Raw genomic sequence first — 25227 nt, 5'->3', positions numbered from 1 at the left:
GTCAAAACTTCAGTTTAACAGATATGCCATAAGATTTTGCAAGTTGGGATATAATACATCCTGTTTGATATGATTCACTAATGATTTGGTTCTTTTGTGCTTCTGTAATAGTGGGGATGGTGATATTCTTCTACTATATTATCCTTTGCTTATGCCACTATAGAATAATATGTATTGCTCACTATTTACAAGACGCTTACATACTGTGATAGTTTTGTAATAAAGATTTAAGATGATTTAGCACGTTTTAAACTGTTCTTAAGCGTAATCTTGACTTGCTTTAATGAGCGAGGATTTGCATCCGTTACTTCAATTTCAATATTTTCTGAAACATTTATTTTAGTACCCACCGCCGGAACATTGCCCATTTTCGTAAGCACTAAACCGCCTATAGTATCGAACTCATCATCATCGTCTTTTAGCTTTTCGCCGATTATTTCTTCAAGCACTTCCACTTCAACACGTGCGTTTGCAATAATTGTTGAGTTATTAATGACCTTATAGTTATCATACTCTGATTTCTGATCATGCTCATCATCGATTCGCCCAACTAACGCTTCCATAACATCTTCAATCGTAACTAAGCCATCAGTACCGCCATACTCGTCAATAACTATAGCAATATGGGTTTTCTCACGACGCATTTTTGCAAGCAAATCTAATAGCTTCATAGGGGGAGCAGCGATTATATGCTTACGTATTAGCTTTTTTAAGCGAAAATTTTGTTTTGTAACTAATGCTTTAAATAGATCTTTGATATGAATAAAACCAACTATATTATCCAAAGTACCATCATATATTAGAGTTCTGGTATGCGGAATTTTTACCTTAATAGATTCGTTTAATTCTTCTATATTTGTAGTAAGTTTTATTGCCGCAATATCAGAGCGTGGTACCATTATGTCTTCAATGGTTTTGCCTTTTAATTTTAGCAAATTAGCTAAAATATTACGTTCATCTAAAGTCATTTTCTGACTATTAGTTTTTAAACGTTTTATAACGCTAAAGAAATCATCCGGTACTTTATTTGAAAATAAAGATTTTATCGGTGAGAATAATTTTCGCAAGTGAAAAATTGACTTATTATTGTGATTCTTTTTATTGTCATCTTCTTTTTTTGAAGATTTTAACATAAATTTTTTTATTTAGTTAATGAATAGGGTGAGGATATACCGAAATGTGCTAATATCTCGATTTCTAGATTTTCCATGATCTTTGTTTCTGTATCATTTTGATGATCGAACCCGATTAAGTGTAAAATACTATGTATTGAAAGATGAATAAAGTGATTCTCAAAAGTTTTTTGTTGTTCGTATGATTCATTATATATTACATCATAGCAAAATGCTATGTCCCCTAAATGCATATAATCAGAATCCCCTAAATTTTCAAGGATAATAGGCTTATTACTAGAAGCTATTTCGTTACCGCTAAAATGTAAATCTTGCCAATTTAATTCATTAGCAGGAAAAGAAAGAACGTTAGTTGCTTTTTCTATATTACGAAATTGCTTGTTTAAGGTCAATATTTCTTCGTTATTTGTTAGCAAAATTGATAGTTCGAATTGCTTTATTTCACTAAAATTATCAAATTGTGATAAGGTTTTTTGAGTAGTTTTTTTAATCAAAGCCTTATTTATTTGCTTATATTCACGCCATTTGCTATAGTTTTTTATAATCTCTACGTTTATCATTACTGAAGTTTTGACAAAAAATTTTTAAAATGATGCTCCTCGCAGCAGAGCTACGAGGTATCTAAAAAAGTTTTAGTTGTTTCTTATGATATCACGAAGCAGAGCTTCGGGGAATTAAACCCTGAGAGATTAATGGTAGAAATGATTTATTAATCCACTGCTCGCTAATTTTACAAAAATCATCGACAAAACAAAATAATGCAGTAATGGCTCTGTTTCATCAATTGTGTAAATTTCGTGAGCCATGAAATCCTACCATCAAATTTGATCATAAAATGAGCCATAGCTTCATTCCAGGCTCTGTCTCATCAATTGTGTAAATTTCGTGAACCATTAAATTCTACCATCAAATTTGATCATAAAATGAGCCATAGCTTCATTCCAATTGGGGATAGGCATAGACCATTTTTTGGTAATATAATCAATTGTCAGATATAAAACCTTAAATACTGCGTCATCATTTGGAAAGATGCGTTTATTCTTAGTAACTTTTCTCAATTGGCTATTCAGCGATTCTATCGCATTTGTAGTGTAAATAATCTTACGAATCTCCTTTGGATATTGCAAGAAAATTATCAAATTATCCCAATTATTATACCAAGATTTAGCTATATGCGGATATTGCTTACTCCATTTTTGATCAAATGACTCAAGAGCTAATTCTGCTTCTTTTTCAGTAGCAGAAGTATAGATTAGTTTCAAATCCGCTGCTAATTGCTTTCTATCTTTATATGATACATATTTGAGGCTATTCCTGATCTGATGGACAATACAAATTTGATGTTCAGTTTTCGGATATACTGATGCAATAGCATCAGACATACCAGTTAGATTATCACTACAAGCAATTAAGATATCTTTTACTCCTCGATTCTTCATTTCAGTAAAATTACCAAGCCAAAATTTAGCTCCTTCATTCTCACTTATCCATAAGCCTAAAATATCCTTTCTGCCAGATAAATCTATTCCTAAAGCTACATATACTGATTTATTAAGAATAAGTTTATCTTGTCTTACTTTCACTACTAAACAGTCAAAATATACTATAGAGTATACTGATTCAAGAGGTCTACTCTGCCAAATCTTGACCTCATCTATTACTTCATCTGTAATCCTGCTGATTAGGCTCTCACTGATCTCAGCTCCATATAATTCTTGCAATTGTGTTTTAATATCAGACACACTCATACCCTTCGCATATAAGGATATTGGAAAGTTCTATAATTAATTAAGCCAGATATAATCAATTTTTAATCTCTCAGGGTTTAATTCCCCGAAGCTCTGCTTCGTGATATCATAAGAAACAACTAAAACTTTTTTAGATACCTCGTAGCTCTGCTGCGAGGAGCATCATTTAAATATAGATATATCATGGCTCATTTAACGATAGATGAAAGATTTAAAATATACGAAATGAATAAGAGTGGTTATAGCTCGCGATATATAGGGACAAAGATTGGCCGTGATAAAAGCACTATATGTTATGAACTCAAGAGAATGAGGCATAATTATAGACCAGATAGGGCTAACACACTTGCTTGCAGTTTAAGGCAAGGTAAGAGAAAAAGAAAATTAGATATTGATAATAATTTACGAGCAGAAATAATAAAGCAGTTAACACAGGGTATTTCACCAGATATAATTTCAGGTAGACGTAAACTATCACGAGATACTGTCAATATTTCTACAGAGAGTATATACCAGTTTATTTATACATCTCCTATAGCACAAAGGCAAAAATTATATTTATCTTTAGCAAGAAAAAGGAAAAATAGGTTGCATCATGGTACAAGAATCAGAAACAAAAGAATTACAATACCAAATCGAGTTTCCATTACTGAAAGACCAGAGATAAATAGAAAGATAGCAGCAATAGGTCATTTAGAAGGTGATTTCACTTTTAACAAAGGTAATCAAAGTCGTAATATAGGCGCTCTTGTGGATATCAGAACACAAAAAGTGTTTCTCACTTTAAACCGTTCAAAAAGAACACAAGATGTGATTGGTAACATGAATAAAAAACTTAAACAATTGTCGCATATAATCAAAAGCATAACGTTAGATAATGGCAAAGAATTTACCAATCATGAACAACTATTGCCAAAATCTGAACGAAAAGTATATTTTTGCAATCCTTATTCTCCATGGCAAAAACCATTGATAGAGAAGATTAACTCAATGGTGCACAGAGTATACTCTAAATCTTTAGATATAAAAAAATTAACAATAAAGCAATTACAAGAAATTGAGGATTTTTTAAATAATTTACCAAGAAAAGTGCTCGGTTATAAAACACCCAATGAGGTATGGGAAGAAAATATAAATCTGGCTTAATTAATACTGGAATTTACCTCCACGCAACAATGCCGCCGCGAGGTGACATTAATAAATCTCTTGAGATTGATCTTTTTCGCTAGGCACGTAATCAAAAACGTCATCATTATAATTGTTGTCTACGATTCCGCTTTCATCTTCAATTATCAGGATGTTCTTGATCTTAAATGCTTCCATAATAGAACCACCAGGCGTGATTTGACCAGTTGCTCTATCTACAGCTTGTAGCTTTATTGAATCAGGTACTTTAAAAGGTAAGGGCGGTTCATCTTTATAAGCGTTACTCATAAAATCAATAAAAATAGGTAATACTACGCTTGATCCTGTCGCTCTTCTTCCTAGAGTTCTTGGCGTATCATATCCAACATAACTACCCACAACTATTTTGGGTGTGAAGCCTATAAACCATGTATCTTTACTATCGTTACTAGTACCGGTTTTTCCGCCGATAATTTTCCCTAATTTCTTTGCAGAGTAAGCAGTTCCCCTATCTACTACACTTGTTAAAAGTGAAGTAATTTGATAGTCACTTGCTGCATCCGTGACCATATAAATATTTTCTGCCGGAATTTCTAATATAGCGTTATCTAAATCATTATCTGAAACGTTACAAGTTGTACATTCTCTATCATCTCTGCGATAAATAACTTTGCCGTTACGATCTTTGATTAATTCAACAAAATGCGGCTTTATTCTTTTGCCACCATTAGCAATAATGCCATAAGCATTAGTTATTCTCTCAAGTGTTGTTTCAATGGAACCAAGTACCATAGAATAAACTTTCTGCGGATTATCATTAATTCCGAATCGCTTCATTATATCAACGATTTTGGTGAGTCCCACCGCAGTTGCTACTCTAACTGTTACAAGATTACGGGATTTTTCAAGTCCGGTACGCATAGTAATTGGTCCTAGAAACTTACCCTCATAATTTTTAGGACGCCAGCTTGGCATACCAGGACCTTGTGAAATCTCAATAGGACCATCATTAAAAATCTGATTTGGTTTAACGCCATTTTCAAGGGCTGCTAGATAAACAAAAGTTTTACTTAAAGAACCTGGTTGACGAAGTGCCTGTGTTACCCTGTCAAATTTACTAGCAAAGAAATCATATCCGCCGACGCTTGCAAGTACCTGTCCAGTATGTGGATTCATGACCATAATAGCACCATTTACTTCTGGAATTTGCCGTAAGGCATAATAATCTTTTACAGGCTCTACAACTATTACATCACCCTTTGTTAGTAGCTTTTTAGCTGATTTAAGCTCACTTTTTGCCCATTTCATTTCAGAAATAGGGATTTTAGATTTAGCTCCGCTTGCAAAACCGATCTCAGCTTGAGTATCAGTAACTTCTAAAACTACAGCGATTTTATATTCTAGAAGCGATGGTGTGGTTGGTAATTTTTTTAGTTCTTCTTGCCAGTTATTAAGTGAGATAGTAGCTATAGCTTTTCTGAAACCACGTTTTCTATCAAAATCTCTAAGACCTTTTCGTAGTGACTCTTCAGCAAATTTTTGCATTTTAGCATCTAAAGAAGTAATAATAGTAAGACCGCTAGTATAAAATTCATCTTTACTACCTAACATTTTAATTACTTCATCCCTAACTTGCTCAGCATAATAATCAGCCGTAACAGTTTCATCCTGATCTCGTTTTCTTAGCGTAATTGGACTATCTACTGCCTCTTTTGCTGCATCGCTTGTGATATAACCATCTTCTAGCATCCGCATTATTACATAATCACGACGCGCTTTAACCCTAGCATAATTTTTCTCAGGATTAAGTTCAGAAGGTGCTTTAGGTAATGCTGCAATAAAAGCTGACTCCGCAATAGTTAGCTCCTCTACTGATTTGTTAAAATAATTTTGTGCGGCAGTAGCAACCCCATACGCACCACGCCCAAAAAATGTTTGATTGAGATATAATTCTAAAATCTGATCTTTGGTAAATACTCTTGAGATCATATAAGATAAAATAGCTTCTTTGATCTTACGTTGAAACGATACTTCATTGGTAAGTAGAAAATTCTTTACTACCTGCTGAGTAATAGTAGAAGCACCCTCCATACGCCTATGATGAAGACAATTTGATATGTTAAGAAACGCTGCCCTAACTATTCCAAATAAATCAACCCCTTGGTGGTTATAGAAATTTTTATCCTCTGCAGCAATAAAGCTTTCTTTTAATGAGGTAGGAATACTGTTAATTGGGATAAATACACGCCGCTCGAAAGCATATTCCTCCATTAATTTTCCATCACGAGAATAAATACGGGTTACCGAGGGAGGATAATATCTTGCTAACTGTCTATAATCAGGTAAATCACGAGAATAGTAATATATTATATAAGCGACAATCCCGCAGCCTATTAAAAAAAGCAAAGCAAAAATTTTAAAACAAAAAAATAGAGATTTATACGGCTCTGTTTCATCAATTGTGTAAATTTCGTGAGCCATTAAATCCTACCATCAAATTTGATCATAAAATGAGCCATAGCTTCATTCCAATTGGGGATAGGCATAGACCATTTTTTGGTAATATAATCAATTGTCAGATATAAAACCTTAAATACTGCGTCATCACTTGGAAAGATGCGTTTATTCTTAGTAACTTTTCTCAATTGGCTATTCAGCGATTCTATCGCATTTGTAGTGTAAAGAATCTTACGAATCTCCTTTGGATATTGCAAGAAAATTATCAAATTATCCCAATTATTATACCAAGATTTAGCTATATGCGGATATTGCTTACTCCATTTTTGATCAAATGACTCAAGAGCTAATTCTGCTTCTTTTTCAGTAGCAGAAGTATAGATTAGTTTCAAATCCGCTGCTAATTGCTTTCTATCTTTATATGATACATATTTGAGGCTATTCCTGATCTGATGGACAATACAAATTTGATGTTCAGTTTTCGGATATACTGATGCAATAGCATCAGACATACCAGTTAGATTATCACTACAAGCAATTAAGATATCTTTTACTCCTCTATTTTTCATCTCAGTAAAATTACCAAGCCAAAATTTAGCTCCTTCATTCTCACTTATCCATAAGCCTAAAATATCCTTTCTGCCAGATAAATCTATTCCTAAAGCTACATATACTGATTTATTAATTAAAAATTTTTTGTCAAAACTTCAGTTTACCAACGGTGACTTATGAATACTCGCATTATCCATTATTACACATTGTCCAGGTTTTAGTGATGGGCATAATAGCTCACCTACCCACTGATTAAATAATTGCTTATCAATATAACCGGAATGCTCTAACGGAGCAATTAATTCTTTGGTGCCCTTATTATAACCAGCAACTATATTTACTCGCTCAGTAGCAAAACCTGCTTGCCCTGAGTAAGCTCTTGTTCCTCTTTCTGACCATCCGTACAACATGGTTATATTATTACTTACCCCCATTTCGTCACAATACACAAGTTTATCAGATGCTATTTGATCAATATATTCCACAAATTGTTTTCTAGCTTCTTCATCCCTGCTTTTGTATTTTGGCTCTTTTTTTATATGTAATTTTCATTCTACTGAAGTTTTGACAAAAAATTTTTATTAAAAAAAGTGGCGAGTGTATCAATCTATAATTTGTATTATATATCAAATAATTTACTTTAAATTGTAGAAATATCGCTTTTAAGCTGATAAAAGCACTAAATATTTAACTTTAAATATAAATTTTTACTTTAGTCAGAAAAATTAGAATTTTTGTCAAAACTTCAGATTCTATGAAGCGTGTCATAAAATGTGCTCATTGGCTGATGAACGAACATTAGAATTACCCATGACGAATATTAAAATTACCCATTTTTGAGTAAAAAATATTGTCTAAAGTGTTACATTATTATCCTCCGATTTTATAGTTAATTTTTTGCCTTTAGCTGTAGCGATTCTATAACTTTCAGTATTGAGTTCAAGAATTGAAGAATGGTGAACCAATCTGTCAATAACTGCTGACGTAGTCATTTCATCTTTAAAAATAGTATTCCATTTTGCAAAAACTAAATTGCTAGTAACTAAACAACCCTCAGCTATAAGCTGAGGGGTTATAAAGTGGAATCGATTAGAAATCGATCATCATTTACTGGCTCACCTTCTTGTTCATCAATATACTGCTGTATCATTTCGTCAGTAATATTACCTGAACTCACCGCCATATATCCTCTAGCCCAAAAATGATTACCCCAAAATTGTTTCCTTAAATGAGCAAATTCTTGCAATAATATTCTTGAGCTACTCCCTTTTAGATATTGTACAAGCTTACTTAAAGCCACTTGAGGACGGTATGAAATAAATATATGAACATGATCACAAGATACTTTACCTGAAATTATATATGCTTCATGTTCCATGCAAATTTGCCTTAATAAATCCCTGACTCTCTCAGTTACTTTTCCTACCAATGCTCTTTTTCTATACTTTGGTATCCATATAATATGTACTTTTAAATCATACTGGCTATGACTATTTTTTCTATAACTTCTCATATCTTTTTATCAATTCGTTGCTAAAGCAACTTCATTATATCTTCCCTTCGCCTGAAGGCGAGGGATTTTTTATCCCCGTAGGGGGACATTAATACACTACGCATTTCATAACGTTCAGCTAATAAGGTAAATAAAACATCAGTTTCTTCACGATTATATGGTACATATGATATATCATCAATTATCAATATTTCAAAATAATCGAATTTTTTAATAATTTGCTTAAGTTTTAAACTAAGCTTTGCTTCTAGTAATTGTTGAACCAAATTAGCTGCTGTTGTATATAATACACGTCTACCAGCAAGACACCACTCACGTGCTAAACCTATACTAAGATGACTTTTGCCAGTGCCAGGATTACCAAAAATAAGTATATTTTCATAGCGATCCATAAATTCTCCTTGTGCAAGATATTGGATCTTAGTTGGCGATAATCCTGGGATACGCTTAATATCAAAGTTGCTTAATAACTTATCTCGAGAGAGTTTTGCTTGCTTCAGCAATCTGGCAATACGTTGTTGTTGTCTATGTTCTAACTCACGTATGGCTAACTCCTGTAGATAATCTATATATGTTTTCTTTTCTTGCTCAAAGCTTTCTGCAACTGATTTATAGCACGATGCAAAAGTAGGTAAGCAAAGGTTCTTGAGTAAATTATTTAGCGGTTGCGGAGTTATTATCTGTTTACTCATGCAACCTCCATTGTTTTAAAGCAATGTAATTGATCATATTCAGACAGTATTGGTTGATTAATTTTTACTGAACAAACAGTTTGAGTCTGGTTATTTAGTAAATCTGTAATATGATCAATTATTGGCTCAATCTTCTTTTCTAATAGCACTTCTAATGCAGTAACTACATTCAATTCTCCATACATTTTTGCTAATTGTAATATTTTAAGATATATTTTATGCCCTTTATATGGATATATAGAGATAAGCTGGTCATATACCTGACGAAATATAGCACGTGGGAATAAAGCTTCATAATATTGATATTGAACAAATGCTCCAGGTTTACGTACTAAACTATCAATAATATGTCTATAATCAATAACATAGCCATTGCTGATTCTAGACATTTTTTGTAAACATTTGTTACCATAGTAAAGCTCTATTTCTTCAGAATAAATATAAGCTTTTAAAGTATAACCTATTAAGCGACTAGGCACAGAATAAGCTACAGATAAAATACTAACTGTACTGCTTGGATTAACACGTACTGATAATATTGTAGGTGCATTCCATTTCCTGATTGGTAACTCTTTTAAATGAACTAATTCTTCAGCTAATTTTTCTTTTCTACAGCTATTTCGCTTTTCTTTAATTTGTGTAAGGAATAATTCATAAGCTTTTAAATCAACAAAATTACGTGATCCACGTAATAGCAGATGTTGATTCACTGCTTGCTTAAATGTATCATGACTTTTTTCAACAGAACCATTTTCATGACTGACGCCTGGATTATTTGGAAAGTTCTATAATTAATTAAGCCAGATATAATCAATTTTTAATCTCTCAGGGTTTAATTCCCCGAAGCTCTGCTTCGTGATATCATAAGAAACAACTAAAACTTTTTTAGATACCTCGTAGCTCTGCTGCGAGGAGCATCATTTAAATATAGATATATCATGGCTCATTTAACGATAGATGAAAGATTTAAAATATACGAAATGAATAAGAGTGGTTATAGCTCGCGATATATAGGGACAAAGATTGGCCGTGATAAAAGCACTATATGTTATGAACTCAAGAGAATGAGGCATAATTATAGACCAGATAGGGCTAACACACTTGCTTGCAGTTTAAGGCAAGGTAAGAGAAAAAGAAAATTAGATATTGATAATAATTTACGAGCAGAAATAATAAAGCAGTTAACACAGGGTATTTCACCAGATATAATTTCAGGTAGACGTAAACTATCACGAGATACTGTCAATATTTCTACAGAGAGTATATACCAGTTTATTTATACATCTCCTATAGCACAAAGGCAAAAATTATATTTATCTTTAGCAAGAAAAAGGAAAAATAGGTTGCATCATGGTACAAGAATCAGAAACAAAAGAATTACAATACCAAATCGAGTTTCCATTACTGAAAGACCAGAGATAAATAGAAAGATAGCAGCAATAGGTCATTTAGAAGGTGATTTAACTTTTAACAAAGGTAATCAAAGTCGTAATATAGGCGCTCTTGTGGATATCAGAACACAAAAAGTGTTTCTCACTTTAAACCGTTCAAAAAGAACACAAGATGTGATTGGTAACATGAATAAAAAACTTAAACAATTGTCGCATATAATCAAAAGCATAACGTTAGATAATGGCAAAGAATTTACCAATCATGAACAACTATTGCCAAAATCTGAACGAAAAGTATATTTTTGCAATCCTTATTCTCCATGGCAAAAACCATTGATAGAGAAGATTAACTCAATGGTGCACAGAGTATACTCTAAATCTTTAGATATAAAAAAATTAACAATAAAGCAATTACAAGAAATTGAGGATTTTTTAAATAATTTACCAAGAAAAGTGCTCGGTTATAAAACACCCAATGAGGTATGGGAAGAAAATATAAATCTGGCTTAATTAATACTGGAATTTACCCTTTTTATGATTTGAGTTATTTTTGTTGGGCTATACATTGGTATTGACTGTAATAAAAAATGTACGTGATCTTTATCTACTCCTATTTCTAAAAATCTAATTTCATAACGATCTTCTATGTGCTCACAAATTTTACACAAATAATCATCTAGTTCTTGATTGAATATTACTCTTCTATACTTTGCCGGCGTTACCAAATGATATATTAGTACTGTGCATTATGACTCTTATGTATATAACTGCTTTCTTCCATTCAAGTAGTATATCACGAAGCAGAGCTTCGGGGAATTAAACCCTGAGAGATTAAACAAACTAAATCTAAAACAAAAGCAAATCCTCCCCTGCCTAAAGTCTAGAGCTTTTAAAGGAAGATATGTTCTAAGCTATGAATAAAAAAAATTTATACTATACCAGAAAGACGTGAGCAAGACTTAAAAAGGTGAGGAAGCCTAAAGCATCGGTTAGGGTAGTCAGAAAGACGCCAGAGCCAGCAGCTGGGTCAATATCGAAATAGTGCAGTAATATCGGAATAGCAGAGCCAAATAACCCTGCTACCAGAAAGTTTAAGATTACAGCAATAGCAAAAATTACGCTAAGATTAAGGTCCATCAGCATCACAAAGCTAAGTCCTGCACCGATAATTGCTAGCACAAAGCCGTTAAAACCCGATACGGCTATTTCTTTCAAGATTATTTTACTTACGTTACTATAATGAATATCTTTATTGGCAAGTGCTCTAACTGTTACTGTCATAACTTGCGTGCCTGCATTGCCGCCCATAGAGGCTACAATAGGCATAGTAGCTGCAAGTGTTACAAGCTTTGCAATAGTATCATTAAAATGATTAATAATAAGCGAAGTCATGCAAGCGGTAATCAGATTAACAAATAACCATGGAAAACGATGTTTTACAGTGTAAAAGAAATTAAAAAAGGTATCTTGTGTATGCACACCGCTTAGCGATAATATATCCTTTTCGGCTTGTTCTTCAATAATATAGATTATATTGTCAATAGATACGCTACCAATTAATTTACCATTTTTATTGACCACTGGCACTATAGTTAAAGCATATTGTTTAAAAATGAAACTAAGTTCAGTTAAAGCGGTGAAACTATCAGCCAGTTTAAAATCTTTACTCATTAAATTTTTCACCAATTCATTTTTTTCATGCTTAATTAAAGTACTAAGCGAGATGATACCGATAGGACGTAGTTTATTGTCTGTAACAATAGCAGCGTGGAAGTCATTTCTGACAGTTTTTATAAAATTTAACGACTCTTTAACAGTCCAATTTTCTTGAAGATTAACAAAGTCTCGCTCTATTACCCTTCCTACTGTATTTTCTGGATATGTACACCCAATAGTGATTTGATGTTTTTTTTCTTTAGAAAGATTGCTTAATATTAAATCTTTAATATCATCATCTAAGTCAATTACAACTTCGATAGCATCTTCTATATCAAGCTTATCAATTAATTCTGCTGACTTTTTTATGCCAAGCGTTTCTATTATTAAAGGTTTGCTATAAGCATTTAATGAAACCAAGGTTTCAGGTTTGATTTTGTCTTGTAGTAGGGGAATGATTATTTTATAGATTTTAGGACTTAAATTATCTAAGAAATCAGCTAAATCAGCATAATGAAGTTCTGCAAGCCTGCTAGCTGCAGCATTATAATTATGATCTTCTAATAAATCATTAATTTGATCAAAAATTTCAGCAAATTGATCATGATGATCAGGTAATATACTTTTGAACATAATGAAATTAGGCATAATTCCTTACCTATAGTCAATTGATTTGAAATTTGTGCTTCGTTGTTCGTCGTCTCGCCTATTATTATAAGCTCTACCCTCACGCCTGTTACAAAATTCAACTGAATTGACTATACATAGTCTGGCTTGCAGACTTATTTAGTTATAATTATTTATTGGTTAACTAGGTTTGACGTAGAACGTAGAATGATGTACGATTTGTTAGTCAATATAAATTACAGAACACAAATAAGCAATAGTTTTTTAACTATGCTCAATAATGGCTTTGTTGCATAAATAAGATTTGTAGAGCAAGAGTGGTGATAATCTGGTAAGATGTCCTGAATTAAAAATAATCCAGATTATATGAGATCTCGGAAGAAAGCCCCTTTTAGTAAATCACGCAAGTATTCTAAATATAAAATAACGAATTGGTCAGAATATAATAATTTTTTACGCAATAGGGGTCGCATAGATTTTATGATTGCCAGTGATTTGGCGATTGGCTGGTATGCTGATTACAGAGAGGAAATGAAACGAGGAAGACCTAGACGCTATAGTGATCACGCTATATTACAGTGTTTGAAGATCAGATGCTTATTCGGTCTTAAGTTACGCCAAACCCAAGGCTTTATAAACTGGCTCTTTGAAATATCGGGTTTATCTATTAGATGTCCAGACTATACAACATTAAGTAAGCGTATGAAGTCATTAGATCTTAGGTATTTACATGGAAATCAAGATAAAAAATGGTAAATGGTAAATTCCAGTATTAATTAAGCCAGATTTATATTTTCTTCCCATACCTCATTGGGTGTTTTATAACCGAGCACTTTTCTTGGTAAATTATTTAAAAAATCCTCAATTTCTTGTAATTGCTTTATTGTTAATTTTTTTATATCTAAAGATTTAGAGTATACTCTGTGCACCATTGAGTTAATCTTCTCTATCAATGGTTTTTGCCATGGAGAATAAGGATTGCAAAAATATACTTTTCGTTCAGATTTTGGCAATAGTTGTTCATGATTGGTAAATTCTTTGCCATTATCTAACGTTATGCTTTTGATTATATGCGACAATTGTTTAAGTTTTTTATTCATGTTACCAATCACATCTTGTGTTCTTTTTGAACGGTTTAAAGTGAGAAACACTTTTTGTGTTCTGATATCCACAAGAGCGCCTATATTACGACTTTGATTACCTTTGTTAAAAGTTAAATCACCTTCTAAATGACCTATTGCTGCTATCTTTCTATTTATCTCTGGTCTTTCAGTAATGGAAACTCGATTTGGTATTGTAATTCTTTTGTTTCTGATTCTTGTACCATGATGCAACCTATTTTTCCTTTTTCTTGCTAAAGATAAATATAATTTTTGCCTTTGTGCTATAGGAGATGTATAAATAAACTGGTATATACTCTCTGTAGAAATATTGACAGTATCTCGTGATAGTTTACGTCTACCTGAAATTATATCTGGTGAAATACCCTGTGTTAACTGCTTTATTATTTCTGCTCGTAAATTATTATCAATATCTAATTTTCTTTTTCTCTTACCTTGCCTTAAACTGCAAGCAAGTGTGTTAGCCCTATCTGGTCTATAATTATGCCTCATTCTCTTGAGTTCATAACATATAGTGCTTTTATCACGGCCAATCTTTGTCCCTATATATCGCGAGCTATAACCACTCTTATTCATTTCGTATATTTTAAATCTTTCATCTATCGTTAAATGAGCCATGATATATCTATATTTAAATGATGCTCCTCGCAGCAGAGGGCTTTGTTGCATAAATAAGATTTGTAGAGCAAGAGTGGTGATAATCTGGTAAGATGTCCTGAATTAAAAATAATCCAGATTATATGAGATCTCGGAAGAAAGCCCCTTTTAGTAAATCACGCAAGTATTCTAAATATAAAATAACGAATTGGTCAGAATATAATAATTTTTTACGCAATAGGGGTCGCATAGATTTTATGATTGCCAGTGATTTGGCGATTGGCTGGTATGCTGATTACAGAGAGGAAATGAAACGAGGAAGACCTAGACGCTATAGTGATCACGCTATATTACAGTGTTTGAAGATCAGATGCTTATTCGGTCTTAAGTTACGCCAAACCCAAGGCTTTATAAACTGGCTCTTTGAAATATCGGGTTTATCTATTAGATGTCCAGACTATACAACATTAAGTAAGCGTATGAAGTCATTAGATCTTAGGTATTTACATGGAAATCAAGATAAAGAATTTAGTTGTATTTCAATGGATAGTACAGGGATACAAGCCTACACAGGGAACGAATGGCTAGAAAATAAGCATGGTAAGCAATATAAGCGTCGCATATGGAAAAAGCTACATATCGTTATAGAAGATCAAGGTATGATACTTGCCGATAGTACCACAGAGCATACTATAGATGATAGATCACAGATTGGACTACTAATAGCTAATGTCAGAGCCAAGGATTTTCTGGGAGATCGAGGGTATGACGGTGAATCTACATATCAATTGTTGAGAAAGAAGAAGATAAAACCAGTTATTAGACCCCCAAACTCTTCAGTAAAAGTTCAATCGCTTAGGGATAAAACTGAGAGAGATGCAGCTGTTATATATCAACAAAACAAAGGATACCAAGCATGGAGGGTAAAGAATAATTATGGTAGAAGGGAGCGTGTAGAGAACACGTTCTTTCGATTTAAAAGAGTCTTTTGCAATGATTGTGTAAATTTTTGTTGAGCCTATATTAGAAGTAATTAAAAATATAGGTAACAGAAATGCAAATAGAGAAGAATAAAAAAATAAATGAAGCAATAGATTTGCTGATAGAAGGTGGAGTAGATTTAAAAACAGTACTAAGTCAGAATGGATTAATTAAGGAATTAACCAAGGGTATTTTAGAGCGAGCACTGCATGCTGAGATGTCAGAACATTTAGGTTATAGCAAGTATGATAGAGCTGAAACTGAGAATGCGAGGAATGGTAGTTTTAGTAAGAATCTGATTAGTGAGAATGGTACTATAGAGCTAAATGTTCCAAGAGACAGACAAGGTAAATTTGAACCTATAATAGTCTCAAAGAAACAAACAAGAATAGATGGCTTAGACCAAAAGATAATATCCTTATATGCGAAGGGTATGAGTGTGTCTGATATTAAAACACAATTGCAAGAATTATATGGAGCTGAGATCAGTGAGAGCCTAATCAGCAGGATTACAGATGAAGTAATAGATGAGGTCAAGATTTGGCAGAGTAGACCTCTTGAATCAGTATACCCTATAGTATATTTTGACTGTTTAGTAGTGAAAGTAAGACAAGATAAACTTATTATTAATAAATCAGTATATGTAGTCTATCCGCCAAAAACACTTCAAATCCTGATCATTTGTAATGGGATAGAGTTTTGACAACAAATTGCTAAGATTTTCAATAAAAATTAATAAGTTATGTTAATTTTTACTGATACATTTCTGTGTTGGTCTAATTTTGATATGGAGCTATTGTTAACGATTTTTTATCGTTCATCTAGTTTTTGCATGATGATATTTTTGATTTATGTGGAGTTAGACACGATTTGTAAATGATTTGCAATGCATCGTAAATTCAAACCAATAGCAGAGATTATTGGATTGATAATATCTCCTATCATACCTTTCAAGAAGTTTCTACCCATCCGACCATATTGCTTTAAGTGACCTATTATTGGTTCTATGGCACTGCGTCTCTTGATCATAGACTTGTCCTCTTGTAACAACTTCTTCCGCGTTTTTGGGGTATATACCTTACTCTTCTCCTTTACATTGCTACCACTATACCCAAGATCAACAAATGATTTCTTTATCTTGATTCCAGTGACACTCTCTACTGCTTCAAAGCTCTGATGCAATGTATGACCATCATAAGGATTATTATGAAACGATTTTGCGGATAAAACAAAATTTCTACGACCACTTACTACTACCGCTACTTTATTGCCAAACTCATATGGCTTGTTGCGTTTTCCCTTTCCTATACACTCTACTTCAGGGGCATGAAAACTATATAATACTTTGTTATCTTCTTTATATTGCTTTTTAGCTTCTCTTTTTAAAACAGATTGGTTATGTATTTGTTTTATTTTTTGCAATACTTCTTGATTTTTGAGAGACAAGTTTAATTGCTTATTTTTGATCTCACGCTCACATACTCTAATCAAACGACCCAGTAATATTTTTAAATGCTTCATTATTTTCCAACGCTTCTTGGCTTTACTATGTTCTTTATATTTCCATAGCTTTACTATATCGCGTTTATAGGTTCTAGCGTATGTTTCATTCAAATGTATACCCAAACTGTTGCAAAGCTTTACTATGCTAAGCCTAGCTTTATCCATTAAATAAACATCGTGTGGGTGTTTGATATTCTTAATTTGTACAGTCGTATCAGCGATGATTAATTCCAAATCTTTTTTTTTAATTGTGTTAGTTTTTATCCCAACCCTGATCAACTCCGATAATATCTCATTATATCCAGCTTCACCTAATACACTACGAAACCGTCGTATACTAGTTTCCGAGATAGCTATGTCTTTTTCTATATATTCCCACCCGCAGAAATACTGCCAATACATATTCTCTTTTAGCTCTTCCTCTGATAATGAATCTGAAAAATTATACATTGCTTGTAGCATCGTTATGCCAAGCATCACTCTATGACATTTTCTATTTCTACCAAATTTCTTAATACAAACATTTTTTGATAACCACTCTTCGAGCCTAGACCAATTTATTAATCGGAAAGTTCTATAATTAATTAAGCCAGATATAATCAATTTTTAATCTCTCAGGGTTTAATTCCCCGAAGCTCTGCTTCGTGATATCATAAGAAACAACTAAAACTTTTTTAGATACCTCGTAGCTCTGCTGCGAGGAGCATCATTTAAATATAGATATATCATGGCTCATTTAACGATAGATGAAAGATTTAAAATATACGAAATGAATAAGAGTGGTTATAGCTCGCGATATATAGGGACAAAGATTGGCCGTGATAAAAGCACTATATGTTATGAACTCAAGAGAATGAGGCATAATTATAGACCAGATAGGGCTAACACACTTGCTTGCAGTTTAAGGCAAGGTAAGAGAAAAAGAAAATTAGATATTGATAATAATTTACGAGCAGAAATAATAAAGCAGTTAACACAGGGTATTTCACCAGATATAATTTCAGGTAGACGTAAACTATCACGAGATACTGTCAATATTTCTACAGAGAGTATATACCAGTTTATTTATACATCTCCTATAGCACAAAGGCAAAAATTATATTTATCTTTAGCAAGAAAAAGGAAAAATAGGTTGCATCATGGTACAAGAATCAGAAACAAAAGAATTACAATACCAAATCGAGTTTCCATTACTGAAAGACCAGAGATAAATAGAAAGATAGCAGCAATAGGTCATTTAGAAGGTGATTTAACTTTTAACAAAGGTAATCAAAGTCGTAATATAGGCGCTCTTGTGGATATCAGAACACAAAAAGTGTTTCTCACTTTAAACCGTTCAAAAAGAACACAAGATGTGATTGGTAACATGAATAAAAAACTTAAACAATTGTCGCATATAATCAAAAGCATAACGTTAGATAGTCTATCCGCCAAAAACACTTCAAATCCTGATCATTTGTAATGGGATAGAGTTTTGACAACAAATTGCTAAGATTTTCAATAAAAATTAATAAGTTATGTTAATTTTTGAGTCTTTTGCAATGATTGTGTAAATTTTTGTTGAGCCTATATTAGAAGTAATTAAAAATATAGGTAACAGAAATGCAAATAGAGAAGAATAAAAAAATAAATGAAGCAATAGATTTGCTGATAGAAGGTGGAGTAGATTTAAAAACAGTACTAAGTCAGAATGGATTAATTAAGGAATTAACCAAGGGTATTTTAGAGCGAGCACTGCATGCTGAGATGTCAGAACATTTAGGTTATAGCAAGTATGATAGAGCTGAAACTGAGAATGCGAGGAATGGTAGTTTTAGTAAGAATCTGATTAGTGAGAATGGTACTATAGAGCTAAATGTTCCAAGAGACAGACAAGGTAAATTTGAACCTATAATAGTCTCAAAGAAACAAACAAGAATAGATGGCTTAGACCAAAAGATAATATCCTTATATGCGAAGGGTATGAGTGTGTCTGATATTAAAACACAATTGCAAGAATTATATGGAGCTGAGATCAGTGAGAGCCTAATCAGCAGGATTACAGATGAAGTAATAGATGAGGTCAAGATTTGGCAGAGTAGACCTCTTGAATCAGTATACCCTATAGTATATTTTGACTGTTTAGTAGTGAAAGTAAGACAAGATAAACTTATTATTAATAAATCAGTATATGTAGCTTTAGGAATAGATTTATCTGGCAGAAAGGATATTTTAGGCTTATGGATAAGTGAGAATGAAGGAGCTAAATTTTGGCTCGGTAATTTTACTGAAATGAAGAATCGAGGAGTAAAAGATATCTTAATTGCTTGTAGTGATAATCTAACTGGTATGTCTGATGCTATTGCATCAGTATATCCGAAAACTGAACATCAAATTTGTATTGTCCATCAGATCAGGAATAGCCTCAAATATGTATCATATAAAGATAGAAAGCAATTAGCAGCGGATTTGAAACTAATCTATACTTCTGCTACTGAAAAAGAAGCAGAATTAGCTCTTGAGTCATTTGATCAAAAATGGAGTAAGCAATATCCGCATATAGCTAAATCTTGGTATAATAATTGGGATAATTTGATAATTTTCTTGCAATATCCAAAGGAGATTCGTAAGATTATTTACACTACAAATGCGATAGAATCGCTGAATAGCCAATTGAGAAAAGTTACTAAGAATAAACGCATCTTTCCAAATGATGACGCAGTATTTAAGGTTTTATATCTGACAATTGATTATATTACCAAAAAATGGTCTATGCCTATCCCCAATTGGAATGAAGCTATGGCTCATTTTATGATCAAATTTGATGGTAGAATTTAATGGTTCACGAAATTTACACAATTGATGAGACAGAGCCGTTTTATATCTGACAATTGATTATATTACCAAAAAATGGTCTATGCCTATCCCCAATTGGAATGAAGCTATGGCTCATTTTATGATCAAATTTGATGGTAGAATTTAATCTCTCAGGGTTTAATTCCCCGAAGCTCTGCTTCGTGATATCATAAGAAATAACTAAAACTTTTTTAGATACCTCGTAGCTCTGCTGCGAGGAGCATCATTTAAATATAGATATATCATGGCTCATTTAACGATAGATGAAAGATTTAAAATATACGAAATGAATAAGAGTGGTTATAGCTCGCGATATATAGGGACAAAGATTGGCCGTGATAAAAGCACTATATGTTATGAACTCAAGAGAATGAGGCATAATTATAGACCAGATAGGGCTAACACACTTGCTTGCAGTTTAAGGCAAGGTAAGAGAAAAAGAAAATTAGATATTGATAATAATTTACGAGCAGAAATAATAAAGCAGTTAACACAGGGTATTTCACCAGATATAATTTCAGGTAGACGTAAACTATCACGAGATACTGTCAATATTTCTACAGAGAGTATATACCAGTTTATTTATACATCTCCTATAGCACAAAGGCAAAAATTATATTTATCTTTAGCAAGAAAAAGGAAAAATAGGTTGCATCATGGTACAAGAATCAGACAGGAGTTTCGCACTTAGCAAAGTTGCGAATCAGTTAAAAGCCATCTGATATTGTTTTGAATTGATGTTTTTATAACTTCCCAAGTTTGTTGATATAAAGTAATGTTTTCATTTATCCTCCTTTTATTCATATCAAGTCAGGCAAATACTGCAAGGCAAATATGATTTCTTTGAGCTCGGCCCGTGCGTGCCTGACAGCGTTCAATACCACAAGTTTGTTTTAATTCTCGATGATAAACCTCTATAGACCAACGTGCCTTAACAATTTTCTCTATTTGCTCACGTGTGGGATTTTCCAAGTTCGTTGTTATGTAATCAATGCGACCATTCTTTGCCACAAACTTAAATACCGTAACCCAACCGTATCCACGTAGGTGAATTTTTAGCCCCTCATCGGGTATCTCTAAACTTTCCAAGCTAACATTATGATTAACTTTTCTATTTTTCCTTAGGGTGGTAACCCATAGCCAGCCTAAATTACGTATATGTTTTAAATTCTCCAACCCGCTATACCAAGCATCCATGACTATGGCATCAGGATTGAGACCTCTTTCTTTAGCTAAAGTAAGCATATCACAAAAATGCTCATTCTTTGTTTTACCATCAGTGTCTTTATCATATATTCTATAATCTACGGGAGTAGATTGAGCAATTTTAGTATTGTAATGTAGTAAGTTTACCATTCCTATACCAGGTATAACATCATGTACAGCTCCAGAATATTGATAACGTACAAGCTCAATCTTCTGACTGTATTGCTTTGATAATAAGGTGTCATCCCCCACTAATAAACACGGTGCTTCCCAATCTATATATTTTGACACTTCCTTATAGATTTCGCTATAGCTAACACGGAAATGTTTCTACCACAGATTAGGAAAAACTTAGGCATTGATCAATAATTTTATGTAAACAGTTTTTAAAGTTAGTCCAGCAATGTTTAATAGGATTTAGATCTGGTGAATATGTGAGTAAATACAAAAACTATGGTAAAAACCTTTTCGCGTTAGCTATAGGACGAAAATCCTTACTCTTTAACCATCGACTTGCACTATCGTGAGATAGATCTACTGGACTCACTTCAGATAATGCCTTGCTAGTATATCTGACACTACTTGCTTGTAAAAATGATTTATATAAGTCCTTGCTACATTTTGTTCTTGTCATTTTTATCTAAAACTATTTTTCTCTAGATTAACATACTTTTTGCTAAGTGCGAAACTCCTGTCAGAAACAAAAGAATTACAATACCAAATCGAGTTTCCATTACTGAAAGACCAGAGATAAATAGAAAGATAGCAGCAATAGGTCATTTAGAAGGTGATTTAACTTTTAACAAAGGTAATCAAAGTCGTAATATAGGCGCTCTTGTGGATATCAGAACACAAAAAGTGTTTCTCACTTTAAACCGTTCAAAAAGAACACAAGATGTGATTGGTAACATGAATAAAAAACTTAAACAATTGTCGCATATAATCAAAAGCATAACGTTAGATAATGGCAAAGAATTTACCAATCATGAACAACTATTGCCAAAATCTGAACGAAAAGTATATTTTTGCAATCCTTATTCTCCATGGCCAAAACCATTGATAGAGAAGATTAACTCAATGGTGCACAGAGTATACTCTCAATCTTTAGATATAAAAAAATTAACAATAAAGCAATTACAAGAAATTGAGGATTTTTTAAATAATTTACCAAGAAAAGTGCTCGGTTATAAAACACCCAATGAGGTATGGGAAGAAAATATAAATCTGGCTTAATTAATACTGGAATTTACCAGTAACTACATTCAATTCTCCATACATTTTTGCTAATTGTAATATTTTAAGATATATTTTATGCCCTTTATATGGATATATAGAGATAAGCTGGTCATATACCTGACGAAATATAGCACGTGGGAATAAAGCTTCATAATATTGATATTGAACAAATACTCCAGGTTTACGTACTAAACTATCAATAATATGTCTATAATCAATAACATAGCCATCTAGACATTTTTTGTAAACATTTGTTACCATAGTAAAGCTCTATTTCTTCAGAATAAATATAAGCTTTTAAAGTATAACCTATTAAGCGACTAGGCACAGAATAAGCTACAGATAAAATACTAACTGTACTGCTTGGATTAACACGTACTGATAATATTGTAGGTGCATTCCATTTCCTGATTGGTAACTCTTTTAAATGAACTAATTCTTCAGCTAATTTTTCTTTTCTACAGCTATTTCGCTTTTCTTTAATTTGTGTAAGGAATAATTCATAAGCTTTTAAATCAACAAAATTACGTGATCCACGTAATAGCAGATGTTGATTCACTGCTTGCTTAAATGTATCATGACTTTTTTCAACAGAACCATTTTCATGACTGACGCCTGGATTATTTCGCGATGGTGCAACATTGTAATAACCAAGCAATTCTTGCCATCTTTCTGTAAATTGTCTACTATTACCACATTGCTTGGTAGCTGCACTTAAATTATCTGTACGATGCTCTGGTAAAACTCCACCTAACTCCCATACAGCTTTTTCAAACCCTGATGCTAATGTATCAAAACTTTCACTATGGCATATGCTAAAAGTTTCCCAACATGAATAAGGCAACATAAAATGAAATAGTAAGTGAGGATATGGTTGCCCACCAATACAAATACCCAATTGATTCATATTGGTCCAATCAGACTGACTCTGTTTGCCAGGAAGAATATTTTGTAAAAAGATTACTGTCTTATCCTTACCATGTGCAGCTCTCCATTGTTTCAACCTTTTCTGCAAACAGCGTAATTGCTTCCCATTATAATTCCCATGATACTTTTCTGTCAAATATGCTAATATGGTAGTTGCTTGCAACTCCGGTGCTGATTCTAGCATTGATTCTATTTCATCCGGCTTTGTTGCATAAATAAGATTTGTAGAGCAAGAGTGGTGATAATCTGGTAAGATGTCCTGAATTAAAAATAATCCAGATTATATGAGATCTCGGAAGAAAGCCCCTTTTAGTAAATCACGCAAGTATTCTAAATATAAAATAACGAATTGGTCAGAATATAATAATTTTTTACGCAATAGGGGTCGCATAGATTTTATGATTGCCAGTGATTTGGCGATTGGCTGGTATGCTGATTACAGAGAGGAAATGAAACGAGGAAGACCTAGACGCTATAGTGATCACGCTATATTACAGTGTTTGAAGATCAGATGCTTATTCGGTCTTAAGTTACGCCAAACCCAAGGCTTTATAAACTGGCTCTTTGAAATATCGGGTTTATCTATTAGATGTCCAGACTATACAACATTAAGTAAGCGTATGAAGTCATTAGATCTTAGGTATTTACATGGAAATCAAGATAAAGAATTTAGTTGTATTTCAATGGATAGTACAGGGATACAAGCCTACACAGGGAACGAATGGCTAGAAAATAAGCATGGTAAGCAATATAAGCGTCGCATATGGAAAAAGCTACATATCGTTATAGAAGATCAAGGTATGATACTTGCCGATAGTACCACAGAGCATACTATAGATGATAGATCACAGATTGGACTACTAATAGCTAATGTCAGAGCCAAGGATTTTCTGGGAGATCGAGGGTATGACGGTGAATCTACATATCAATTGTTGAGAAAGAAGAAGATAAAACCAGTTATTAGACCCCCAAACTCTTCAGTAAAAGTTCAATCGCTTAGGGATAAAACTGAGAGAGATGCAGCTGTTATATATCAACAAAACAAAGGATACCAAGCATGGAGGGTAAAGAATAATTATGGTAGAAGGGAGCGTGTAGAGAACACGTTCTTTCGATTTAAAACTTCTTTTGGTAGTAAGTTTCTATCAAGACATGATCAAAATATGACAAAAGAAATGTCTATTAAATGCCACTTATTAAACAAAATGTTTGAAATTGGTAAACCTATCTCTGTGCCTGTTGGCTAGGCTAGCATTGCGGGGTTAGGGGCAGTATATTCAAAAGCTTATTTATGCAACAAAGCCAAGGCGCGTTGGTCTATAGAAGTTTATCATCGAGAATTGAAACAAACTTGTGGTATTGAATGCTGTCAGGCACGCACGGGTCGAGCTCAAAGAAATCATATTTGCCTTGCTGTATTGGCCTGGCTTGATATGAACAAAAGGAGGATAAATGAAAACATTACTTTATATCAACAAACTTGGGAAGTTATAAAAACATCAATTCAGAACAACATTAAATGGCTTCTAACTAATACACAATTTTGCTAAGTGCGAAACTCCTGGATAAAACCAGTTATTAGACCCCCAAACTCTTCAGTAAAAGTTCAATCGCTTAGGGATAAAACTGAGAGAGATGCAGCTGTTATATATCAACAAAACAAAGGATACCAAGCATGGAGGGTAAAGAATAATTATGGTAGAAGGGAGCGTGTAGAGAACACGTTCTTTCGATTTAAAACTTCTTTTGGTAGTAAGTTTCTATCAAGACATGATCAAAATATGACAAAAGAAATGTCTATTAAATGCCACTTATTAAACAAAATGTTTGAAATTGGTAAACCTATCTCTGTGCCTGTTGGCTAGGCTAGCATTGCGGGGTTAGGGGCAGTATATTCAAAAGCTTATTTATGCAACAAAGCCACTAC

General features: G+C 33.0%; 20 protein-coding genes and 9 pseudogenes. 12 read left to right on the top strand and 17 right to left on the bottom strand.

Annotated elements, in window-relative coordinates; all coding sequences use genetic code 11:
- Positions 1-227: 227 nt before the first annotated feature.
- The 3 genes and pseudogenes from tlyC to AAHI98_RS10615 all read right to left on the bottom strand — a co-directional run.
- A complete protein-coding gene (tlyC, locus tag AAHI98_RS10625) occupies positions 228-1133 on the bottom strand; it encodes a hemolysin C (RefSeq protein WP_342225840.1) in 906 nt (301 codons plus the stop codon).
- A gap of 8 nt (positions 1134-1141) precedes the next feature.
- Positions 1142-1693 (bottom strand): rRNA maturation RNase YbeY, encoded by a 552-nt coding sequence (ybeY, locus tag AAHI98_RS10620; protein WP_342225839.1) that lies wholly within the window; start codon positions 1691-1693, stop codon positions 1142-1144.
- Between the two features lie 333 nt (positions 1694-2026).
- A pseudogene (locus tag AAHI98_RS10615) lies at positions 2027-2902 on the bottom strand (IS256 family transposase); the annotation flags it as partial.
- Between the two features lie 162 nt (positions 2903-3064).
- Here AAHI98_RS10615 and AAHI98_RS10610 point away from each other — a divergent pair.
- The gene (locus tag AAHI98_RS10610) at positions 3065-4027 is read left to right on the top strand and encodes an IS30 family transposase (protein WP_342225838.1); all 963 of its coding nucleotides are present in this window, start codon (positions 3065-3067) and stop codon (positions 4025-4027) included.
- Positions 4028-4075: 48 nt separating this feature from the next.
- Here AAHI98_RS10610 and AAHI98_RS10605 read toward each other — a convergent pair whose 3' ends face one another.
- The 7 genes and pseudogenes from AAHI98_RS10605 to AAHI98_RS10575 form a co-directional block, all read right to left on the bottom strand.
- Positions 4076-6487, bottom strand: coding sequence for a penicillin-binding protein 1A (locus AAHI98_RS10605; RefSeq protein ID WP_342225837.1), 2412 nt, complete (start codon positions 6485-6487; stop codon positions 4076-4078).
- Positions 6487-7152 (bottom strand): annotated as a pseudogene (locus AAHI98_RS10600) (IS256 family transposase); the annotation flags it as partial. The gene AAHI98_RS10605 and the pseudogene AAHI98_RS10600, both read right to left, overlap by 1 nt.
- A gap of 18 nt (positions 7153-7170) precedes the next feature.
- Complete coding sequence (locus AAHI98_RS10595; RefSeq protein ID WP_342226185.1) at positions 7171-7464, bottom strand: transposase; 294 nt, start codon at positions 7462-7464, stop codon at positions 7171-7173.
- 405 nt (positions 7465-7869) lie between these two features.
- On the bottom strand, positions 7870-8076 hold the full coding sequence (locus tag AAHI98_RS10590; RefSeq protein WP_342226184.1) for an ATP-binding protein: 207 nt from the start codon (positions 8074-8076) through the stop codon (positions 7870-7872).
- Between the two features lie 11 nt (positions 8077-8087).
- The gene (gene tnpA / locus AAHI98_RS10585) at positions 8088-8528 is read right to left on the bottom strand and encodes an IS200/IS605 family transposase (RefSeq protein ID WP_342224764.1); all 441 of its coding nucleotides are present in this window, start codon (positions 8526-8528) and stop codon (positions 8088-8090) included.
- 20 nt (positions 8529-8548) lie between these two features.
- Positions 8549-9220 carry an ATP-binding protein gene (locus tag AAHI98_RS10580; protein ID WP_342225836.1) on the bottom strand — a complete coding sequence of 224 codons (672 nt, stop codon included), beginning with the start codon at positions 9218-9220 and terminating at the stop codon, positions 8549-8551.
- Positions 9217-9930 carry a Mu transposase domain-containing protein gene (locus tag AAHI98_RS10575; protein WP_342225835.1) on the bottom strand — a complete coding sequence of 238 codons (714 nt, stop codon included), beginning with the start codon at positions 9928-9930 and terminating at the stop codon, positions 9217-9219. The genes AAHI98_RS10580 and AAHI98_RS10575 overlap by 4 nt, the downstream gene beginning before the upstream one ends.
- 228 nt (positions 9931-10158) lie before the next feature.
- On the opposite strand from AAHI98_RS10575, the gene AAHI98_RS10570 reads away from it, so the two are divergent.
- Positions 10159-11121, top strand: a complete 963-nt coding sequence (locus AAHI98_RS10570) for an IS30 family transposase (RefSeq protein WP_342224646.1) — start codon at positions 10159-10161, stop codon at positions 11119-11121.
- A gap of 8 nt (positions 11122-11129) precedes the next feature.
- Here AAHI98_RS10570 and tnpA (AAHI98_RS10565) read toward each other — a convergent pair.
- Both tnpA (AAHI98_RS10565) and mgtE read right to left on the bottom strand, forming a co-directional pair.
- Positions 11130-11392, bottom strand: a pseudogene (tnpA, locus tag AAHI98_RS10565) (IS200/IS605 family transposase); the annotation flags it as partial.
- A 152-nt stretch (positions 11393-11544) separates the two neighbouring features.
- Positions 11545-12915, bottom strand: a complete 1371-nt coding sequence (mgtE, locus tag AAHI98_RS10560) for a magnesium transporter (protein WP_342225834.1) — start codon at positions 12913-12915, stop codon at positions 11545-11547.
- A gap of 345 nt (positions 12916-13260) precedes the next feature.
- Between mgtE and AAHI98_RS10555 the strand changes: the two genes are divergently transcribed.
- Entirely contained in the window at positions 13261-13650 is a 390-nt protein-coding gene (locus tag AAHI98_RS10555; RefSeq protein ID WP_342225833.1) for a transposase, read from the top strand.
- 20 nt (positions 13651-13670) lie between these two features.
- Here the strand turns inward: AAHI98_RS10555 and AAHI98_RS10550 are convergent, their stop codons facing one another.
- The gene (locus tag AAHI98_RS10550; protein WP_342224646.1) at positions 13671-14633 is read right to left on the bottom strand and encodes an IS30 family transposase; all 963 of its coding nucleotides are present in this window, start codon (positions 14631-14633) and stop codon (positions 13671-13673) included.
- Between the two features lie 122 nt (positions 14634-14755).
- Between AAHI98_RS10550 and AAHI98_RS10545 the strand changes: the two genes are divergently transcribed.
- Together AAHI98_RS10545 and AAHI98_RS10540 are read left to right on the top strand one after the other, a co-directional pair.
- Positions 14756-15628, top strand: a complete 873-nt coding sequence (locus tag AAHI98_RS10545) for an IS5 family transposase (RefSeq protein WP_342225832.1) — start codon at positions 14756-14758, stop codon at positions 15626-15628.
- Positions 15629-15666: 38 nt separating this feature from the next.
- Positions 15667-16239 (top strand): annotated as a pseudogene (locus AAHI98_RS10540) (IS256 family transposase); the annotation flags it as partial.
- A gap of 203 nt (positions 16240-16442) precedes the next feature.
- Here the strand turns inward: AAHI98_RS10540 and AAHI98_RS10535 are convergent.
- A complete protein-coding gene (locus tag AAHI98_RS10535) occupies positions 16443-17699 on the bottom strand; it encodes an IS5 family transposase (RefSeq protein WP_342225830.1) in 1257 nt (418 codons plus the stop codon).
- A 124-nt stretch (positions 17700-17823) separates the two neighbouring features.
- Between AAHI98_RS10535 and AAHI98_RS10530 the strand changes: the two are divergent.
- The 3 genes and pseudogenes from AAHI98_RS10530 to AAHI98_RS10520 form a co-directional block, all read left to right on the top strand.
- Positions 17824-18555 (top strand): annotated as a pseudogene (locus tag AAHI98_RS10530) (IS30 family transposase); the annotation flags it as partial.
- Positions 18556-18698: 143 nt separating this feature from the next.
- Positions 18699-19913 (top strand): IS256 family transposase, encoded by a 1215-nt coding sequence (locus tag AAHI98_RS10525; protein WP_342224662.1) that lies wholly within the window; start codon positions 18699-18701, stop codon positions 19911-19913.
- A 262-nt stretch (positions 19914-20175) separates the two neighbouring features.
- Positions 20176-20610, top strand: a pseudogene (locus tag AAHI98_RS10520) (transposase); the annotation flags it as partial.
- A gap of 8 nt (positions 20611-20618) precedes the next feature.
- On the opposite strand, the pseudogene AAHI98_RS10515 reads toward AAHI98_RS10520, so the two are convergent.
- Positions 20619-21446, bottom strand: a pseudogene (locus tag AAHI98_RS10515) (IS701 family transposase); the annotation flags it as partial.
- A gap of 142 nt (positions 21447-21588) precedes the next feature.
- Positions 21589-21771, bottom strand: coding sequence for a hypothetical protein (locus tag AAHI98_RS10510; protein WP_342225658.1), 183 nt, complete (start codon positions 21769-21771; stop codon positions 21589-21591).
- Positions 21772-21824: 53 nt separating this feature from the next.
- Between AAHI98_RS10510 and AAHI98_RS10505 the strand changes: the two are divergent.
- Positions 21825-22370 (top strand): annotated as a pseudogene (locus AAHI98_RS10505) (IS30 family transposase); the annotation flags it as partial.
- Positions 22371-22587: 217 nt separating this feature from the next.
- On the opposite strand, the gene AAHI98_RS10500 reads toward AAHI98_RS10505, so the two are convergent.
- Positions 22588-23484 (bottom strand): Mu transposase domain-containing protein, encoded by an 897-nt coding sequence (locus tag AAHI98_RS10500; protein ID WP_342225829.1) that lies wholly within the window; start codon positions 23482-23484, stop codon positions 22588-22590.
- Between the two features lie 100 nt (positions 23485-23584).
- Between AAHI98_RS10500 and AAHI98_RS10495 the strand changes: the two genes are divergently transcribed.
- From AAHI98_RS10495 to AAHI98_RS10485, 3 genes and pseudogenes are all read left to right on the top strand, one after another.
- On the top strand, positions 23585-24547 hold the full coding sequence (locus AAHI98_RS10495; protein ID WP_342224734.1) for an IS5 family transposase: 963 nt from the start codon (positions 23585-23587) through the stop codon (positions 24545-24547).
- Between the two features lie 57 nt (positions 24548-24604).
- Positions 24605-24850, top strand: a pseudogene (locus tag AAHI98_RS10490) (transposase); the annotation flags it as partial.
- Positions 24851-25165: a hypothetical protein gene (locus tag AAHI98_RS10485; RefSeq protein ID WP_342225828.1), complete on the top strand. Its 315-nt coding sequence runs from the start codon at positions 24851-24853 to the stop codon at positions 25163-25165.
- Positions 25166-25227: the final 62 nt, after the last annotated feature.

It is taken from the genome of Rickettsia endosymbiont of Urophora cardui (assembly GCF_964030725.1).
Lineage (GTDB): Bacteria > Pseudomonadota > Alphaproteobacteria > Rickettsiales > Rickettsiaceae > Rickettsia.
This window is presented reverse-complemented; position numbering and strand designations above follow the sequence as displayed.

Coding starts and splice junctions, on each gene's coding strand:
- AAHI98_RS10555 (WP_342225833.1), top strand. CDS start 13,261: ATGAGATCTCGGAAGAAAGCCCCTTTTAGTAAATCACGCAAGTATTCT.
- AAHI98_RS10525 (WP_342224662.1), top strand. CDS start 18,699: ATGCAAATAGAGAAGAATAAAAAAATAAATGAAGCAATAGATTTGCTG.
- AAHI98_RS10610 (WP_342225838.1), top strand. CDS start 3,065: ATGGCTCATTTAACGATAGATGAAAGATTTAAAATATACGAAATGAAT.
- AAHI98_RS10500 (WP_342225829.1), bottom strand. CDS start 23,484: ATGCTAGAATCAGCACCGGAGTTGCAAGCAACTACCATATTAGCATAT.
- mgtE (WP_342225834.1), bottom strand. CDS start 12,915: ATGCCTAATTTCATTATGTTCAAAAGTATATTACCTGATCATCATGAT.
- AAHI98_RS10510 (WP_342225658.1), bottom strand. CDS start 21,771: ATGACAAGAACAAAATGTAGCAAGGACTTATATAAATCATTTTTACAA.
- ybeY (WP_342225839.1), bottom strand. CDS start 1,693: ATGATAAACGTAGAGATTATAAAAAACTATAGCAAATGGCGTGAATAT.
- AAHI98_RS10550 (WP_342224646.1), bottom strand. CDS start 14,633: ATGGCTCATTTAACGATAGATGAAAGATTTAAAATATACGAAATGAAT.
- AAHI98_RS10580 (WP_342225836.1), bottom strand. CDS start 9,220: ATGAGTAAACAGATAATAACTCCGCAACCGCTAAATAATTTACTCAAG.
- AAHI98_RS10495 (WP_342224734.1), top strand. CDS start 23,585: ATGAGATCTCGGAAGAAAGCCCCTTTTAGTAAATCACGCAAGTATTCT.
- tlyC (WP_342225840.1), bottom strand. CDS start 1,133: ATGTTAAAATCTTCAAAAAAAGAAGATGACAATAAAAAGAATCACAAT.
- AAHI98_RS10605 (WP_342225837.1), bottom strand. CDS start 6,487: ATGGCTCACGAAATTTACACAATTGATGAAACAGAGCCGTATAAATCT.
- AAHI98_RS10570 (WP_342224646.1), top strand. CDS start 10,159: ATGGCTCATTTAACGATAGATGAAAGATTTAAAATATACGAAATGAAT.
- AAHI98_RS10545 (WP_342225832.1), top strand. CDS start 14,756: ATGAGATCTCGGAAGAAAGCCCCTTTTAGTAAATCACGCAAGTATTCT.
- tnpA (WP_342224764.1), bottom strand. CDS start 8,528: ATGAGAAGTTATAGAAAAAATAGTCATAGCCAGTATGATTTAAAAGTA.